At 74.3% G+C, this 16,197-nt stretch carries 17 protein-coding genes; 1 reads left to right on the forward strand and 16 read right to left on the reverse strand.

Annotated elements, in window-relative coordinates; genetic code table 11:
• Positions 1 to 32: 32 nt before the first annotated feature.
• The 15 genes from NLU66_RS17550 to NLU66_RS17620 form a co-directional block, all read right to left on the reverse strand.
• Positions 33 to 1,481 carry an HNH endonuclease signature motif containing protein gene (locus NLU66_RS17550; protein ID WP_259360883.1) on the reverse strand — a complete coding sequence of 483 codons (1,449 nt, stop codon included), beginning with the start codon at positions 1,479 to 1,481 and terminating at the stop codon, positions 33 to 35.
• A 630-nt stretch (positions 1,482 to 2,111) separates the two neighbouring features.
• Positions 2,112 to 2,609: an FBP domain-containing protein gene (locus NLU66_RS17555; protein ID WP_259360884.1), complete on the reverse strand. Its 498-nt coding sequence runs from the start codon at positions 2,607 to 2,609 to the stop codon at positions 2,112 to 2,114.
• A 288-nt stretch (positions 2,610 to 2,897) separates the two neighbouring features.
• Positions 2,898 to 3,785 carry an aldo/keto reductase gene (locus NLU66_RS17560; protein ID WP_259360885.1) on the reverse strand — a complete coding sequence of 296 codons (888 nt, stop codon included), beginning with the start codon at positions 3,783 to 3,785 and terminating at the stop codon, positions 2,898 to 2,900.
• A 48-nt stretch (positions 3,786 to 3,833) separates the two neighbouring features.
• Positions 3,834 to 4,550 carry a class I SAM-dependent methyltransferase gene (locus NLU66_RS17565; protein ID WP_259360886.1) on the reverse strand — a complete coding sequence of 239 codons (717 nt, stop codon included), beginning with the start codon at positions 4,548 to 4,550 and terminating at the stop codon, positions 3,834 to 3,836.
• On the reverse strand, positions 4,547 to 5,338 hold the full coding sequence (locus tag NLU66_RS17570) for an ABC transporter ATP-binding protein (protein WP_259360887.1): 792 nt from the start codon (positions 5,336 to 5,338) through the stop codon (positions 4,547 to 4,549). The genes NLU66_RS17565 and NLU66_RS17570 overlap by 4 nt, the downstream gene beginning before the upstream one ends.
• The gene (locus NLU66_RS17575) at positions 5,335 to 6,360 is read right to left on the reverse strand and encodes an ABC transporter substrate-binding protein (RefSeq protein ID WP_259362614.1); all 1,026 of its coding nucleotides are present in this window, start codon (positions 6,358 to 6,360) and stop codon (positions 5,335 to 5,337) included. Before NLU66_RS17575 ends, NLU66_RS17570 begins: the two co-directional genes overlap by 4 nt.
• Complete coding sequence (locus NLU66_RS17580) at positions 6,360 to 7,487, reverse strand: FecCD family ABC transporter permease (RefSeq protein WP_259360888.1); 1,128 nt, start codon at positions 7,485 to 7,487, stop codon at positions 6,360 to 6,362. Before NLU66_RS17580 ends, NLU66_RS17575 begins: the two co-directional genes overlap by 1 nt.
• A 79-nt stretch (positions 7,488 to 7,566) precedes the next feature.
• A complete protein-coding gene (locus NLU66_RS17585; RefSeq protein WP_259360889.1) occupies positions 7,567 to 7,974 on the reverse strand; it encodes an ArsR/SmtB family transcription factor in 408 nt (135 codons plus the stop codon).
• Positions 7,971 to 8,708, reverse strand: a complete 738-nt coding sequence (locus tag NLU66_RS17590; protein ID WP_259360890.1) for an urease accessory protein UreD — start codon at positions 8,706 to 8,708, stop codon at positions 7,971 to 7,973. Before NLU66_RS17590 ends, NLU66_RS17585 begins: the two co-directional genes overlap by 4 nt.
• On the reverse strand, positions 8,708 to 9,448 hold the full coding sequence (gene ureG / locus NLU66_RS17595) for an urease accessory protein UreG (protein ID WP_259360891.1): 741 nt from the start codon (positions 9,446 to 9,448) through the stop codon (positions 8,708 to 8,710). Before ureG ends, NLU66_RS17590 begins: the two co-directional genes overlap by 1 nt.
• Positions 9,441 to 10,142: an urease accessory protein UreF gene (locus tag NLU66_RS17600; protein ID WP_259360892.1), complete on the reverse strand. Its 702-nt coding sequence runs from the start codon at positions 10,140 to 10,142 to the stop codon at positions 9,441 to 9,443. Before NLU66_RS17600 ends, ureG begins: the two co-directional genes overlap by 8 nt.
• Positions 10,142 to 11,845: an urease subunit alpha gene (locus tag NLU66_RS17605; protein ID WP_259360893.1), complete on the reverse strand. Its 1,704-nt coding sequence runs from the start codon at positions 11,843 to 11,845 to the stop codon at positions 10,142 to 10,144. The genes NLU66_RS17600 and NLU66_RS17605 overlap by 1 nt, the downstream gene beginning before the upstream one ends.
• Complete coding sequence (locus NLU66_RS17610; protein ID WP_259360894.1) at positions 11,842 to 12,189, reverse strand: urease subunit beta; 348 nt, start codon at positions 12,187 to 12,189, stop codon at positions 11,842 to 11,844. The genes NLU66_RS17605 and NLU66_RS17610 overlap by 4 nt, the downstream gene beginning before the upstream one ends.
• A gap of 8 nt (positions 12,190 to 12,197) precedes the next feature.
• Positions 12,198 to 12,500 (reverse strand): urease subunit gamma, encoded by a 303-nt coding sequence (locus NLU66_RS17615; RefSeq protein ID WP_137768951.1) that lies wholly within the window; start codon positions 12,498 to 12,500, stop codon positions 12,198 to 12,200.
• A gap of 4 nt (positions 12,501 to 12,504) precedes the next feature.
• A complete protein-coding gene (locus tag NLU66_RS17620; protein WP_259360895.1) occupies positions 12,505 to 14,184 on the reverse strand; it encodes a purine-cytosine permease family protein in 1,680 nt (559 codons plus the stop codon).
• A gap of 173 nt (positions 14,185 to 14,357) precedes the next feature.
• On the opposite strand from NLU66_RS17620, the gene NLU66_RS17625 reads away from it, so the two are divergent.
• Positions 14,358 to 15,197 (forward strand): formylglycine-generating enzyme family protein, encoded by an 840-nt coding sequence (locus NLU66_RS17625; protein WP_259360896.1) that lies wholly within the window; start codon positions 14,358 to 14,360, stop codon positions 15,195 to 15,197.
• On the opposite strand, the gene NLU66_RS17630 is transcribed toward NLU66_RS17625, so the two are convergent.
• Positions 15,160 to 16,167 carry a LacI family DNA-binding transcriptional regulator gene (locus NLU66_RS17630; RefSeq protein WP_259360897.1) on the reverse strand — a complete coding sequence of 336 codons (1,008 nt, stop codon included), beginning with the start codon at positions 16,165 to 16,167 and terminating at the stop codon, positions 15,160 to 15,162. The genes NLU66_RS17625 and NLU66_RS17630 overlap by 38 nt on opposite strands.
• Positions 16,168 to 16,197 lie beyond the last annotated feature (30 nt).

A 16,197-nucleotide genomic window follows, 5' to 3' on the forward strand; every position in this document is an offset into this window, starting at 1 on the left:
GCGACTGCCGGGCTGAGGCGGCCGGTGAGGGATCAGAAGGGTGGGACGGGGTCCGGGTCCCCGTTGCCCGTGGACGCACCGGTCCCCGCTCCTGCCGCCCTCGCCTTCGCCCGGGCGCGGGCTCGCTCCTCCGCGGCCCGACGGCGCTGGACGTAGTCGTCCCAGTAGCGGGAGTAGCCGGCCGCGAGGGATCGCGTGACGAGGTCCCGATTGGTCGTGACCTCGGTGGCGATGAGGCCACCGATTCTCCATCGCGTACGTTTCCCGTCCGCCGATCTCTCGGGGTCGATATATCCTTCGGTTTTCGCATCATGATGAGCCCAGCACAATCCGTGAAGATTATGCGGCGATGTGGACCCGCCTTTCTCGGGGCGGTGATGATCGAATTCCTCGATATGGTCCACCTCGCCGTTCTCCGCGATGTGCCGTTCACAGCCGGGCACGGCGCAGACGGGGTCGATGAGCAGCACGTGCTCGCGCATCGCAGTGGTGGGCCGGTAGGTGGTCGATGCGACGGGGAGGAACTCCCCGGTGATCGGATCGGTGAGGACCCGCTGGAACGAGGGCGCCCGCGCCGCGAGCTCGCGGGCCATGCCCGCGGGGATCGGGATGGTGCCCTCGAGCGTCGCGGGCGCGTCGCTCCTCCCCAGCAGGGACAGCACGGGGACGACGAGGTTCAGCCGGACACCCGCTGCGGGGACGGGCACACCCTGGGTGTCGATCTCGCCGCGCGTGAGCAGCAGGTAGCGGATCGCTCCGAGCGAAAGCCGCTTCCCGGTGCGGGCGGCCTGGCCGTGGAGGTCCCAGGGGATCTCCACCCCGGTCTCGCCGGCGGCGATGCAGGCGAGCGCGCGGCGCTGCTGGTCCTGGACCGCGTGAGCGGCGGCGTCGAGCCGCTTGGCGAGGTCGAGGATCTCCGGGGCGGGCCCGGTCACGGTGAGCGTGGCGGTGCCGTCGTCCACATGGGAGTGGTCGAGGCTGACATCGCGCGTCTCCTCCGCGGTGGCGCCGAGGGCGGCGACCTCGTCCACCCAGGTCACGAGGAGTCGCACGAGCGTGCGGAAGCGATCCGGGGAGAGCGTCGCGAGCTCCCAGCCTGCGATCTCGGCATCCACCTGGTGGCGCTGAGGGGAGGAGAGGCGCTCGACCGCGCGGAGCAGATCGTCGAACCATCTCGTGGGGAGGTCCCCGGTGGCGACCTTCTCGAGCGAGAGCGGCAGATCGGTGACGCCCATGTGGGCACGGCGGAGCTGGTAGGTCGCCTGGCCGAGCCGGGCGCGCAGCGCGACCCCGGCGGCGAGGGCGAGGTAGTCCCCCTCGTCACCAGCCTTCTCGTCCCACAGCAGGGCGACGTCCTTCATCTCCTCGACGTAGAGCAGCGCGGCGGCGCCGCGGCGACGGCGATGGATGCGTCGCAGCGCCTCCGCGCGGACGGCGTCCTCCTCGAGATCGGCACGCGCGGCGACGTTCTCCTCGGTCACCTCGCTGCGCCCCCGGACGGCGCGGCAGAGTGCGCGCGGCTTCGGCGGGAGGACGGGAGCCGGAGCGGTGGCAGGGGCGGCGGCGGAAGCAGCAGCAAGAGCCGCGGCGGGGTCAGTGATGTCCTCCAGGCCGGGCAGGGGAAGGGGCACGGGCACTCCGTCATCGATCACCGACATCGCTCGTCTCCCCTCGTCATCACAGCACCGGAATGACTGATCGACGGCGGATCAGCGAGCAGAGAAATCCCTGCCACCATCCACCAGCGACACCCCCCGACGTCACTCCCTTATTCTATGCCTCCGCCTCCCCCGAAACCAGCACCTACCCTCGATCCGTGGAAATTGTGGATAACTCGGCGTGGGGAGGAACGATCGATTCTGGGCGGTGGGGGCGGCGACAGGGAACGGCGGGCGGCACGGCTGTCCACGACGCACGAGCGCCCGGCCAGGACCCAGGGAGAGGTCCCGGCCGGGCGCACGAGGCCGGAGGGATCGGCCGCTGCCGGCCGGCGTCGGATGAGCAGGCGGCGCCGACGGCCGGACCGTGCCGGCAGGGGAACGTCGCCCGAGATCAGACGGCGCTGGAAGGCACGCTCGAGAGCCCACCCACCGGTCCCGCCCGTCGGCCGATCAGCCGTTCGCGACGGCCCGCACGAAGGAGGCGGACCGCTCGCGCAGGCCCGCGATCTTCTGCTCCTGGTGGTAGGCGAGCAGCGCCGGGTCCTCCGTGCGCAGCTCGAAGGAGCTCGGCGCGCGGCGCACGTTGCGGGAGCAGCGGAAGTCCGCGCAGATCGACGTGCCGACGCTGTTGCCGCGCCGGCCGGAGGCGCCGCCGAGCGGGGCGACGAAGCTCGCGGCGTGCACGCCGTCGACGATGTCCTCGCACCAGGCGCAGAGCATCTTCTTCGTGGGGGCGTTCTCCGCGCCGCGCAGCATCAGGGTCGCGACCTGGCCGTCCAGCTCGAGGGACACGTAGTGGAGGCGGGGGCGCTTGGCGTCCTGCCACCCCAGGTAGTCGAGCCGCTCGAAGTCGAGGGCATCGAGATCGGGCAGGGAGGCGCGCTTCGCGTCGCCCTTGGAGGCGTTGACGAAGCCGTCGCGGATCAGGGCGTCGGTGAGGGTGATCATGAGGGGTCCTCTCGGAGGGCATGCCTCGCAGGCCGCTTCCGGGCGGCCGGGATCAGGGCATGCAGGAGCATCAGGGTGGGGTCGACGGCGGCGCGCTCGGGGCGCGCCACGCTACGACGAGCAGGCCCGCTGGGCCGCCTCGCTCCCTGCTGGCACGGAATGCATGCCGACTCCTCTCCGGTCACGGACGCCCGCCACGGTACGCCCACGCCCGGGGACCGGCAATCGAAATGCTCTGCCGGTCACGTCGCCCGCGACGTCGTCAGCGCCCGCGCCGGGCGCGGCCCCTCAGCCGAGGATCGTCCCGAGGTCCTCCCGCTCGGCCTCGGTGAGCTCGAGCGTCATCGCGGCGGCGGAGTCGACGATCGACGCGGGCCGGCCCGCGCCGGGGATCGGGATCACGTGCTCGCCGAGCGAGAGCTCCCAGGCGATGACGACCTGCTGCGGGCTCACGCCGTGCGCCTCGGCGACCCGCGCGACCTGCGGGAACCGCTCCCCCACGCCGCTCGCGCCGCCGCCGATCCCGCCCAGCGGCGACCACGGCACGAAGGCCGCGCCGTGCTGGCCGCAGTGGCGCAGCTCCTCGATGCTCGTGTGGAAGTAGGAGGGCGAGAACTGGTTCTGGACCGCGGCGAGACCGCCCTCGCCGAGCACCTCGAGCGCCACGTCGATCTCCTCGACGTTCGCGTTGGACACGCCGACCTCGCGGATCAGGCCCTCCTGCTGGAGCGTCGCGAGGGCCTCGACGCCCTCGGCGTAGCGGATCGAGCGGTCCGGGCGGTGCCAGTAGTAGAGGTCGATCGCGTCCACGCCGAGGTTCGTCAGCGAGGTCTCCACGGCCCGGCGGAGGTGGTCGAGGGAGCCGTCGCGGCCCCAGGACTCGCCCTCGGAGCGGGTGATGCCGCCCTTCGTCGCGACGGTGAGGGCGGAGCGGTCGCCGTCCCAGGCCGCGAGGGCCTCCGCGACGAGCTGCTCGTTGTGGCCCATCGTGTCCCAGCTGGGGGCGTAGATGTCCGCCGTGTCGATGAGGGTCACGCCGGCCTCGAGGGCCGCGTGGACCGTGCGGATCGCCTGGTCGCGGGGCACCGCGGGGGTGCGGGCGAAGGACAGCGGCATGGCGCCGAGGCCGATCGCGGAGACGGTGAGGGAGCCGATGCGGCGGGTGGGGGCAGTCATGCGGGAAAGCCTATGCCGGAGGGCCGACGGGCGTCAGCCCTTCGCTGCTCACCCCTTCGCTGCGCGATAGCGCATCTGCAGCTGGGGCCGGTGCCCCGGGGAGACGCCGTTGCGCCGGTCGAGCTCGAGCACCGCGGGCAGCGGATCCGCCGTGACCTCGATGAAGCCGGCGGCGCGGAAGGCGGCGATCACCTGCTCGGGGTCCCCGGAGGCGAGGGCGAGCTCGGGGAGGGCCCCGTCTGCGTAGGCGCTGCGGAAGTCCTCCCGGCGAGCGCCCTCGAGGCCGTCGCCGACGTCGGCCCCGTCGGGGAACCAGGCGGAGTCCACCGCGACGACGATCCCGCCCGGGCGCAGCAGGCGGTGCCAGGCGGCGAGGGCGGCGGGTGCGTCGCGCAGGGTCCACAGCACGTAGCGGGAGACGATCGCGTCGAGGCTCCGGGCGGGCAGCGGCGGGTCCACGGCGTCGCCGGGCAGGAAGCGCACGGGCGAGCCCTTCGCGCGTGCCGCCTCGAGCATGCCGGGGGCGAGGTCGATCCCGGTCACGCGGTGGCCGAGCCCGGCGATCGTGATCGCGGCGTTGCCGCTGCCGGTGCCGACGTCGAGCACCTCGAGCGGGGACCCGCCCGGCTCCGCGCACAGGCCCTCCGCCCAGACGGTGCGCCACACCTCCTCGGCGCCCTCGGCGCGGGCGCGGGCCGTCTGCTGGGCGTCGTACTCCCCCGCCCAGCGGGACCAGTAGGCGGTGATCGGGTCCTGGATGCTCATCGGGCCCCCTCGGCGGGTCGCGGGTGGTGGAAGAGGAACTGGACGGTGCCGTCCGCGGCGGCGAGCGGCTCGGCGCCCACGGCGTAGACCTGCTCGAGCTGCGGGCCCTGCAGCACGGCCGACGGCGGCCCGCTCGCGAGCACGCGCCCCTCGTGGAGCAGGGCGACGCGGTCGCAGTAGCGGGCGGCGAGGTTGAGGTCGTGGAGGACGACGATCGTCGCGAGCCCCAGGCCCCGCACCACGTGCAGGACCTCGTGCTGGTAGCCGACGTCGAGGTGGTTGGTGGGCTCGTCGAGCAGCAGCACCTCGGGCTCCTGGGCGAGGGCGCGGGCGATGAGCACCCGCTGCCGCTCGCCGCCGGAGAGCTGCGCGACCTCGCGGCCCGCGAGGTGCAGGGCGCCCACGCGCTCGAGGGCGCGGGCGGCAACCTCCCGGCCGCGGCCGGCGCCACGGTGGGGTGTCCGGCCGAGGAGCACGAGGTCCGCGACGGTCATCGGCAGCTCCCCCGCGCTCTCCTGGACCACGATCGCGAGCCGCCGCGCGCGCTCCCGCCCGCCGATCCGGGCGAGCGGTCGCCCGCCGAGCAGCACCTCCCCACGGTCCGGCCGGAGCGCCGCGGTGAGCAGGCGCAGCAGGGTGGTCTTGCCGCTGCCGTTGGGGCCGACGAGGCCGAGGACCTCTCCCGGCCGCACCGCGAGGTCCACCCCGCGCAGCACGGGGTGCTCGCCGAAGGAGCGGTGCACACCGCGCGCCTCGAGCAGCGGCGACGCGGCGGTGGGGGCGCTCACGAGGCGCCCCCGTCGAGCCAGTCGCCGATCCGCTCGGCGCCGTCGACGACGAGCGGGGTCGCGGGCTCGGTGAGGTTGAAGAGCTGCGCGAGCAGGCGTCCCTCGCGCACGGCGCGCAGGGCGCCGAGGGCGGCGGTGCCCGTGACCTCGGCGATCACGTCGGAGCCGTCGCCGTCGCCCTGGTAGAGGATGACGAGGTGGTCCGGATCCGCATCGATGAGCGCCTCGGTGCTCGCCTCGAAGACCCGCTCCTCGGTGCCCGCGAAGACGTTCTCGAGGCCCACCGCCTCGAGCTGCGGGGAGGCCATGGAGGCGGCGCCGTAGGCGTACAGCGGTCCGCCGCCCACGGTCGGGTAGAGCACCGCGCAGGTGCCGCCGTCGCGCGCGGCGGCCTTCTCGCGCACCGCGTCGAGGCGGGAGGCGAGGGTCGCGATGAGCTCCTCCCCCGCGGCCCTCCGGTCGAGGACCTCGGCGTGCAGGCGGATCTCGGTGTCGAGGTCCTCCCAGCTCGCGGCGGGGGCGTCGCCGCAGTAGACGGTCTGGACGAGCACCTGGGCGCCCGCGGAGGCGAGGCCCTCGCGGGTGACGCCGTCCGGGAGGCCCAGCACGAGGTCCGGGGACTGCGCGATGACGCTCTCCTGGTTGATCTGGAGGTGGCCGGCGCCGTCGATGTCGTCGGAGAGCACGGGGATCGCGTCGACCCGCTGCGCGAGGTCCCCGTGGATCGCCTCGGGGTAGTAGGCGGGCGGGAACACGCCGGCCTTCGCGATCACGCGGTCGAGCACGCCGAGGCCGTCGAGCACGGTGACCGGGGCGGTCTCGAGCAGCACGATCCGCATGGGAGCGGCGGGCAGCGTCACGGAGGAGGTGCAGTTCTCGAGGGTGAGCGGGTAGGTGGTCCCGCCCTCGCCGTTCGCGGCGGCCGTGGCTCCCGAAGTGGGGGCCGGCGCCGACGTGCAGGCGGCGAGGCCCCAGGCGGCGATCGGGGCGAGGGGCGCCAGGAGTGCCGCACGGCGTCGCATCACGATGCCACCCCCCGGAGACGGCGCACGAGCACCACGAGGAAGGGGGCGCCCACGAGCGCCGTGATCACCCCGATCGGCAGCTCGCGCGGGGCGAGGACGACGCGGGCGAGGGCGTCCGCCCAGAGCAGGAACAGCGCGCCGAGGAACGCGGCGGCGGGGACGACGCGGCGGTGCGGGCCGCCCACGAGGCGCCGGGCGAGGTGCGGGACGACGAGCCCCACGAAGCCGATCGCCCCGGCGGCGGCGACCGCGGCGCCCGTGCACAGGGAGACGACGACGAGCAGGGCGACACGGGCGCGGTCCGGGCGGATGCCGAGCGACCAGGCCGTCTCGTCCCCCGCGGCGAGCGCGTCGAGCACGGGGCCCGCGGCCGTGAGGATCAGCAGCCCCGCGACGGCGGCGAGCACGGCGAGGCCGAGGAACAGGTCCCAGTGGCCCAGCGCGAGCGAGCCGAGCATCCAGAACATGACGGAGCGGGAGCCCTCGGCCGTGTCCGCGGTGAAGACGAGCAGGTTCGTGATCGCGGTGAGCACGTAGCCGACGGCGACCCCGGCGAGCAGCAGCCGCAGGGAGGTGACCGCGCCGTGGGAGCGGGCGAGGACGAGCACGAGCAGGGCGGCGGCGAGGGCGCCCGCGAAGGCGAGCGCGGGCTGGGCGGCGGCGCCGAGGCCGGCCCCCGCGCCGAGCAGCACCGCCGCCGCGGCGCCGGTCGAGGCGCCGCCGGAGATGCCGAGCACGTAGGGATCCGCGAGCAGGTTCCGCACCATGGCCTGCAGGGCCGCGCCGCACAGGGCGAGGCACGCGCCGACGGCGGCGCCGAGCACCACCCGCGGCGCGCGCACGCCCCAGATGATCGAGTCCTCCGCGAGGGTGGCCTGCGGGTCGACGGGCAACCCGAGGTGCGCGGCGATGATCGCGGCAGCGCGCAGCGGCGGCACGGGGACGGGGCCGATGCCCGCGCACACGAGGACGCTCACGACGGTGGCGACGCCGAGGCCGAGGATCCAGGCGGCGGCGCGACGGTCCCGGGCGCGGGTGCCGAGCGGGTCGCCGGCGGGCAGGGCAGGGAGAGCGGGGAGGGCGAGTGCCTCCGGTGGCGCGGGCGGCGCCTCGAGTCGGGTCATGGTTGTGGATCCTTGCAAGTATCGGGTCGGGAAGCGACGGGTTGCCGCCCCTTGGCGGCCGGGGAGCGCCGGGACGGGGTCAGGTGCTGCGGTGCTCCACGCCGGGCAGGTGCTCGGAGCCGATCTCGTGGAGGATCCGATGGCCCAGCGGATCGGCGAGGTGGTAGCGCACCTCTCGGCCCTGGCGCTCGGTGCGCAGCCAGCCCGCCTCGCGGAGCAGGGCGAGGGCGTGGGAGGTCGTCGAGTCGTGCGCGTCGGTCACGCGGGCGATGTCCGAGCTGCGGATCCCCGGGTGCGCGTGCACGGCGAAGAGGATCCGCAGCCGGCGCGGATCCGCGAGCACCGAGAGGCGCTCGGCGAGACGGTCCAGGTCCTGCCCGTCCTCGAGCAGCGCGGCGGTCGCGCGCACCGGGTGCTCGCCCTCGAGGGTCGCAGGGCCGACGGGGGCGTGCTCGTGCGCGTGATGGTGCGCGTGCTCGTGGGTCATGCCCCGTCCTCCCCGGCGCCCACCGCGGGCGCCCAGGACTCCATCATCGCCGCCACGCCGGTCGCGTGCGCGCTCGCGCCGAGGGCGCGGCCGATCGCCGCGGGCTGCTCGAGGTGCAGGACGCGGGGGGCGCCGCTGTCCGTGGGGCCGTCGACGGGCGACTCCGGCGGGCGGCGGCCGAGCAGCAGGGCCGTGTCGAGCACCCGGTGCCCGCCCAGCACGCCCGGTCGCGGGGAGGCACCGTCCAGGTCGAGGTGCTCGATCAGCAGCGGCACGCCGCCCGCGCCCCGGGCCTCGAGGGCCGTCGCGAGGCGGCCGCCCCGCTCCCCCGTGCGGCCCAGCACGAGGGTCTCGCGCAGCAGCAGCGCGGCGCCCTCGCCGAGGGTGATCGCGGTGCGCCGACGGACGTCGGCCCCGTCGGTCACGACGAAGGGGTGCGCCCGCCAGATCAGCCGTGCGCCCGCCCCGAGGCGGATGCGCACGTCGAAGCGGCTGGGCACGCCCGTGCTCTCGTAGGCGACGGTGCCGCCCACGTCCTCGATCCCGAGCGTGCAGCCGTCCCCCACCTCGACGTCCACGGCGACCTCGTCCCCGCCCAGCAGCGTCGCGCCGCTCGCGACGAGCGCCACCTGGGCGGAGGTGCCGCCGCGGGAGACGAGGCGCGGCTGCAGCAGGCCCGGGGCGAGGTGCAGGCGCACCGGCCCCGCGGCCCGCTCGATGGCGATCCGGGTCATCAGGCGTGGGAGTGCTCGTGCGGGTGCTCGTGGTCGTGGTCGTGCGTGTGCTCCTCGCCGTCGGCGTGGAAGTGCGGGGCCATGGGGCCCGGGTCCTGCGGCTCGTGGGTGCCCTCGCGGTGGCCGGCGAGCATCGCCAGCACCCAGGCGCGCAGCTCCTGGACCGAGGCCTCGTCGCTGCGGGAGAGAGCGAGCACGGGGCGGCCCTCGCGCGCCTCGAGGGCGTCGGCGACCATCTGCTCGACGTCGACCCCCACATAGGGGGCGAGGTCGATCTTGTTGACGACGAGCAGATCCGCGCGGCCGATGCCGGGGCCGCCCTTGCGGGCCACGTCGCCGCCGCCCGCGACGTCGAGCACGAACAGCTGCGCGTCCACGAGCGCCGGGGAGAAGGTCGCGGTGAGGTTGTCGCCTCCGGACTCGACGAGCACCACGTCGAGCGGGTCGAAGTCCGCCTCGAGCTGCTCGACGGCCGCGAGGTTCGCGGTGACGTCGTCCCGGATCGCGGTGTGCGGGCAGGCGCCGGTCTCGACCGCGCGGATCCGCTCCGGGTCGAGCACGCCGGCGGAGCGCAGGAAGCGGGCGTCCTCGTCGGTGTAGATGTCGTTGGTGATGACGCCGAGGCGCAGCTCGCCGGCGAGGGCGCGGCACACGGTCGCGATGAGCGAGCTCTTGCCGGTGCCGACGGGACCGGCGACGCCGAGCCGCAGCGAGCGGGTGGGGGTGACGGGATCAGGCACGGAACAGCCTCCTGGGCAGTGCGGACTGGGCCTCTGCCCAGTCCTCGGTCTGGGGTGCGCCGGCGCTCGGGAGGAGCGCCGGGTCCTGCAGCGCCGCGAGCGGGCCGACGTGCGGCTCCATCGCGGCGCAGGCCTCGAGCACGAGCGCGGCGCCCGCACGGGGGTCGCCGGGCTCGAGCTTGAGCAGGGCGGCGACGACGGTCTGCGCGTCGTCGTAGGCGACGAGCCGCACGAGCTCCGGGGCGGGCAGCCCGGCGGCCGCGGCGACGAGGCCGAGCACGACGGGGCGGGGCCGCGGGGGCGCTCCCGCCGCGAGGGGCGGGATCGCGCCGGGCCAGAGGACGTCGGCCAGGCGGCGCAGGCCGTCGCCGAGAACGCGCGTGATCTCCCGCTGGGCACGGCCGGGCGTGCGGGCCGCCCATTCCGCCTCGAGGCCGGCGAGCGCGGGCGCGAGCTCCTCGGGGGTGCAGGTGAGGGCGAGGTGGCGGGCGAGCACGGCGGTGCCCGCCTCGACCCGGGTCACCGTCACCTGACGGGAGGCGAGATAGGCACCCACCTCGCCCCGGCGCAGCCCGTCCCGCAGCGCCGCCTCGAGCGCGTTCGAGGAGACGTGCGCGCCCGCGGGCAGGCGGGAGTCCGCGAGCAGCATGGCGATCGTCGCGGGCGCCGGCGCAGAGAGGGCAGGAACGGGCATCAGAACATCTGGTACAGCTGCGCGAGCGGCAGGGAGCTCGCCGGGGCCGGCACGACCCGCTCGCCGTCGATGCTGATCTCGAAGGTGTCCGGCCGCACGTCGATGCGGGGCAGGGCCGTGTTGTTCACGAGATCCGCCTTCGTCACCTCGCGCGTGGAGGCGACGGGCAGCAGCTCACGGGTGAGGCCCAGGCGCTCGCGCAGGCCGTCCTCCACCGCGGCGGGCGCCGCGAAGGAGACGGAGAGGTGCCCGCCGATCGCGTCCCCGAAGGCGGGGCGCTGCAGCACCGGCTGCGGCGTGGGGATCGAGGCGTTCGGGTCGCCGAGGCCCGCCCACGCGATCATGCCGCCCTTGATCACCAGATCCGGCCGCACGCCGAAGAAGCGCGGGTCCCAGAGCACGAGGTCCGCCAGCTTCCCCGGCTCGACGGAGCCGATGTGCGCGTCCACGCCGTGCGCGATCGCGGGGTTGATCGTGTACTTCGCGACGTAGCGGCGGGCGCGCTCGTTGTCCGCCGGGAGGCCGCCGCCGAGCGCCCCCACCCGGTGCTTCATGACGTGGGCGACCTGCCAGGTGCGGGTGATGACCTCCCCGATCCGGCCCATGGCCTGGGCGTCGGAGGAGGTGATCGAGAGGGCACCCATGTCGTGGAGCAGATCCTCCGCGGCGATCGTCGTCGCCCGGATGCGGGACTCGGCGAAGGCGAGGTCCTCCGGGACGGAGGGCTTGAGGTGATGGCACACCATGAGCATGTCGAGGTGCTCGGCGACCGTGTTCACCGTGTGCGGGAGCGTCGGGTTCGTCGAGCCGGGCAGCACGTGCGGCAGCGACGCGATCTCGAGGATGTCCGGGGCGTGGCCGCCGCCCGCGCCCTCGATGTGGAAGGCGTGGATCGTGCGGCCCCCGATCGCGCGGATCGTCGACTCCACGAAGCCGGACTCGTTCAGCGAGTCCGAGTGCAGGGCCACCTGCAGGCCGTGCTCCTCGGCGGCGCGCAGGGAGGCGTCGATCGCGGCGGGCGTCGCGCCCCAGTCCTCGTGGACCTTGTAGCCGGCGGCCCCGGCGAGCGCCTGCTCCGCGAGTCCCTCGGCGGAGACGGTGTTGCCCTTGCCGAGCAGCAGCACGTTCACGGGGAGGTGGTCGAGCGCCTGGTGCATGCGGCCCAGGTGCCAGGCGCCCGGGGTGACCGTGGTGGCGCGGGAGCCCTCCGAGGGGCCTGTGCCGCCGCCGCCGATCGTCGTGATGCCCGTCGCGAGCGCCTCGTGGATCTGGGACGGGGAGAGCAGGTGCACGTGGGTGTCGAAGGCGCCCGCGGTGAGGATCCGCCCCTCCCCCGCGATGACGTCCGTCGAGGGGCCGATGTGCAGGGACGGGTGGATCCCGTCCTGCACGTCCGGGTTCCCCGCCTTGCCGAGCGCGACGATGCGGCCGTCGCGGAGGCCGACGTCCGCCCGCACGACGCCCCAGTGGTCCAGCACGATCGCGTTGGTGATGACGGTGTCCAGGGCGCCCTCGGCGCGGGTCGTGCCGCCCTGCGCCATCGACTCGCGGATCGACTTGCCGCCGCCGAACACGGCCTCCTCGCCGCCGAAGGTGCGGTCCTCCTCGATCTCGATCCAGAGGTCCGTGTCCCCGAGCCGCACCTGGTCGCCGGTGGTGGGGCCGTAGAGTGCGGCGTAGCGCTCGGCGTCGATGCGCGTCATCGGCGCTCCCCCTGACCGTCGCGGATCTGGATGCCGGGCACGTGGCCGCGGCCGCCGAGGCGCACGATCGACACCTGCCGGGAGGCGCCGGGCTCGAGACGCAGCGAGGTGCCCGCGGGCACGTCGAGGCGGAAGCCGCGCGCGGCCTCGCGGTCCATGGCCACGGCGTCGTTGACGTCGGCGAGGTGCAGGTGGGAGCCGATCTGGACGGGCCGGTCCCCCGTGTTCTCCAGGACGATCCCCCGGACGTCCGACGGGTCCGCGCGACGGTTCAGCTCGCGCACGCCGGGCCGCACCCGGATCGCGCCCGGGCCCGTGCGGCCGACGAGTTCGCTCTCGCTCATGACGCTCCTCAGGCGATCGGGTGGTGGAGGGTGACGAGCTTGCGGCCGTCGGGGAAGGTCGCCTCGACCTGGACGTCCGCGAGCATCTCCGCGACGCCGTCCATGACCTGGTCGCGGGAGAGCACCTCGCGGCCGGAGACCATGAGCTCCTCGACCGCCGCGCCCTCGCGGGCCCGCTCGATCACCCAGGTGGACAGCAGCGCCACCGCCTCGGGATGGTTCAGCAGCACACCGCGGGCGAGGCGGTCACGCGCGACCATCCCCGCCGTCGCCAGCAGCAGCTTCTCGGAATCGGCGGGGGTGAAGCGCACGGACTCACTCCTTCGGCAGGACGTGCTCGCCGGTGCGGTCGGTGGTCAGGGCGAGCGAGCTGAGGTAGAGCTTCTCACCCTCGGAGCCGGGCACGGCGGAGGCGATCATGTCCGGGCGCTCGAAGTCGAGCCCCGTGACGGCGCAGGTGAGCGTCTCGCCGGAGGGGTTGCCGCCGGCGTCGAACATCGGCAGGTCGATGCCGTCGTCCGTGCGGCGCAGGTAGTAGCGGCCGCGGGTCGCGATCGCCATGAGCGGGGTCGCGACCACGGCGATGCCCACCGCGAAGAGCGGGGAGAAGGGCTGGACCGCGGCACCGAAGGCCCCGAAGAAGATCGCGATCGAGATGCCGCCGGAGAGCACGAGGGACACGATGCCCACCGGGTTCCAGTCGTGGAGCATGCCGCGGCGGAACTCCGGCACCTTCGGGGACAGGCGCAGCACGTACTTGTTCAGGACGATGTCCGCCGCGACGACGCAGATCCAGCTCATGGCGAGGTTCGCGTAGAAGGACAGGATGCCGTTGAGGAAGTCGAACATGTTCGCCTCCATGAGCACGAGCGCGATCGCGAGGTTCACGCCGAGGAACACGAGGCGGCCCGGGTAGCGCTTGGTGAGGCGCGTGAAGGAGTTCGTCCAGGCGAGTGAGCCGGAGTAGGCGTTGGTGACGTTGATCTTCACCTGCGAGATCACCACGAGCACCACGGCGAGGGTCATCGCGAGCCAGGCCGGCATGAGCTGCTCGTAGGTCGCGAGGAACTGCTGGACCGGCTCGTTGGCGAACTCGCGCGCACCGGGCACGTTCGCCACGAGGTAGACGGCGAGGAACATGCCGAGGATCTGCTTGGTCGCGCCGAAGAGCACCCAGCCCGGGCCGCCCAGGATCGTCGCGGCCCACCACGAGCGGCGGTTCTGCGCGGTGCGGGGAGGCATGAAGCGCAGGTAGTCGATCTGCTCGGCGATCTGCGCGATGAGCGAGAGGCACACGCCCGCGGCGAGCATCGCGGACGCGAAGTTCACGCCCTCACCGGACTCGCCGGTCCAGGTCAGGAAGGTCTGCACGGAGTCGGGGTGCGAGATCACGAGGTAGGCCACGGGGATGACCATGAGGATCAGCCACACGGGGGTGGTCGCGACCTGGAGCTTCGCGAGCACCTTCATGCCGTAGATGACGAGCGGGAAGATCAGCAGCGTCGAGATCAGGTAGCCGATCCAGCGGGGGATCCCGAGGCCCAGGTACAGGCCCTGCGCCATGATCGAGCCCTCGAGCGCGAAGAAGATGAAGGTGAACGACGCGAAGATGACGTTCGTGATCACCGAGCCGTAGTAGCCGAAGCCGCTGCCGCGGGTGATGAGGTCGAGGTCGAGGTTGTAGCGGGCCGCGTAGTAGGCGAGCGGGAAGCCGCTGAGGAAGATGATGAGCGCGGCGACGAGGATGCCGAGCAGTCCGTTGACCGTGCCGTGGGTGAGGCCGATGTTCGCGCCGATGGAGAAGTCCGCGAGGTAGGCGATGCCGCCCAGCGCGCTCGTCGCGACGACGGCGGGCTTCCAGCGCCGGTAGGAGCGCGGGGCGAAGCGGAGGGTGTAGTCCTCGAGGCTCTCCGCGGTCGCGGCGGAGGCGTCCGCCGTGGCGGAGGAGGCGGAGGGTGTGCTCTGCGGGGACGGGGCCCGGGTGTCGAGACTCATGGCGGCTCCTCACGGGGATGGACGGAGGACAGGCCTCCGGCAGGGACCCCTGGAACCTAGGGAGGACCGTGCTCCTGACACCCTGCCCCGGGGCGCCGTGACCTGTTCGTGACCAACCGTCTCGCCCCTGCGAGACCCCCGGGAGGTCGCCCGGAGCGACCTACCGTGAGGTCATGTCGCTCGCCGCCCCTCCCCTGATCCTGCCCGTGGGGCAGGTCAGCTCCCGCGGCCTCGCCGCCGTGCCCGTGGACCCCGAGCAGCTCGAGGGTCTGCGGGTCGACGAGGCCTGCGTGAGCGTCGCCGAGTTCGCGACCTTCGCCCGGGAGACCGGCTACGTGAGCGTCGCGGAGCGGGCCGGCGCCTCCGCCGTCTTCTCCGGGCTGCTGCGCCCCGACCTGCGCCGCGCCTCCCCCACCGTGCCCGGCGCCCCGTGGTGGCGGCTCGTCGAGGGGGCGGACTGGGCGCACCCGGAGGGACCCGGGTCCGACGTCGCCGCCGGGACGCACGCCGACGCCGGCCGCGGCGACCGCGCCGATCATCCCGTCGTCCACCTCGCCGCGGAGGACGCCGAGGCCTTCGCCGACTGGTGCGGGATGCGCCTGCCCACCGAGGAGGAGTGGGAGCGCGCCGCACGCGGCGGCCTCGAGGGCACCCGCTACCCCTGGGGCGACGAGCTCGTGCCGGACGGCGAGCACATGGCCAACCTGTGGCAGGGCTCCTTCCCGCTGCGGGACACCGCGGAGGACGGCTACCGCGGCACCGCGCCCGTGCGCGCGTTCCCGCCCAACGACCTCGGGCTGTACGAGGTGACCGGGAACGTCTGGGAGTGGTGCGCCGCGGATCCCGCGACCGGGGCGCGCGCGGTGCGGGGCGGCTCCTACCTGGGCCGGGAGGACTCCGAGACGGGCTGCGGGATCGCCGCACGGGCCACCCGGGAGGCCTCATCGACCCGCGGGGACACGGGCATGCGGCTCGTCACCGACGGGGCCCTGCCGTGGACTCCCGCTCGATGAGCCGGGGCCGCAGCAGCGTCGTCGACGGCTCCTCCTCCGGATCCTCCATCCGCTGACCGAGCATCCGCGCGGCCGCGCGGCTCGTGGCCCGCACCTGCTGGGTGACCACGGAGAGCGACGGGGTGACCAGCCGGGTCCAGAGGTCATCGTCCGTGCCCAGCAGGCCCGGGGCGTCCTCCCGGCCGCGGATCACCTCGAAGGCCCCGGCGGACATCCGGTTGTTCGTGACGTAGACGCAGTCCGCCCCCGCCTCGAGCGCGGTCGTCATGAGCTCGCGGCCCGAGTCGAGGTGGAGGTCCCCGCGCAGCAGGTGCTCAGGGGCGAGCGGCGCCCCCTCCCCCGCCCAGGCGCCGAGGAAGCCGAGCGCGCGGTCCTCGGTGGTCGCGAGCTCCGCCGGCCCGGCGATCACCATCGGCCGGCGGTAGCCCCGCTCCTGCAGGTGACGGGCGGCCTGTCGGCCCGCGTCGAGGTTGTCCGTCGCCACGAGGTCCGTCTCCGCCCCCGGGATCGCACGGTCCACGAGCACCACCGGGATGCCCGCCTCCCGCAGCGGGGAGATGTCCGTGCGGCCCGAGGAGACCGGCACGAGCAGCACACCGGAGACCTGCCGCCCCACGAGGTGGGAGAAGGCCAGGCGCTCGAGGTCGAGGTCGTCCTCCGTGTGCGCGACCGTCACCGAGTGGTTCTGGGCGCGCGCGATCCGCTCGACCTCCATGACGATCTGCGCGAAGTACGGGTTCTCCGCATCCGGCGCGACGACGGCGATCTGCGCGGTGCCGCCGCGGCGCAGCGACCGGCCGACGGCATTGGGCACGTAGCCCGTGGAGCGCACGGCCGCCTGCACCTTGCGCGCGAGCTCCTTGTCCACCGTGGAGGCGCCGTTGATGACCCGGGAGACCGTCGCCGTGGAGACGCCCGCGGCGCGCGCCACGTCGAGGATCGTGGGACGCGCGGTGCGGGCGATGCTCATGGTGCTCTCCTCGTGTGGTCAGGCCCGGAC

The organism is Brachybacterium sp. NBEC-018, assembly GCF_024860185.1.
Classification (GTDB): domain Bacteria; phylum Actinomycetota; class Actinomycetes; order Actinomycetales; family Dermabacteraceae; genus Brachybacterium; species Brachybacterium rhamnosum.